General features: G+C 43.9%; 1 protein-coding gene. It reads left to right on the top strand.

Going from position 1 to position 551, the window contains the following annotated elements; genetic code table 11:
• Nucleotides 1–171: 171 nt before the first annotated feature.
• A partial coding sequence (locus HC175_RS16940) for a HAMP domain-containing protein (RefSeq protein ID WP_209310046.1) occupies nucleotides 172–551 on the top strand: 380 nt, incomplete at its 3' end.

Below are 551 nucleotides of genomic sequence, written 5' to 3'. Positions count from 1 at the left end.
TGCCTTAATGCTTTCCAGGAAGCTGTCCACTCCAAAAGGTTTAGCAATAAAATTATTCGCTCCGGCAGCAATACCGCCCCCCGAAAAAAAAGCAGCACAACTGCTGCACGAAAAACCAACCCTGCAAAGCGACAGCTGGTAAAAAAATCTAAAAGGGTACCCCACAAGGAAATGTTCAAAGACAGTGATTACGTACATGAACAGTTAGACCGTTTAATATTCGCACTTGAAGCTTTTAGAGAAGGAGATATTTCTGTGAGGCTTTCTAAAGAGCGTAATGATAAATTCGCCGATCTCGCAGAAGCTTACAATTCCATGGTTGAGATGATTGGAGGAGTAAGTACCGAGGTTTCGCGTATCTCCAGGGTGGGAGGTATTGAAGGTAACCTCGACGCCAGGGCAGAATTCAAAGCTTCTACCGGGGTGTGGAAGGATATGATCGACAACATTAATATTCTTATGGAGGCTATTGCAAAGCCGGTACTTGACGTAAGTCGAATCCTGAACAGTATTGCAGCAGGAAAGCTGGAGGATAAATTTAGTCTTACAGT

This window comes from Salinimicrobium oceani (genome assembly GCF_012037645.1).
This window is presented reverse-complemented; position numbering and strand designations above follow the sequence as displayed.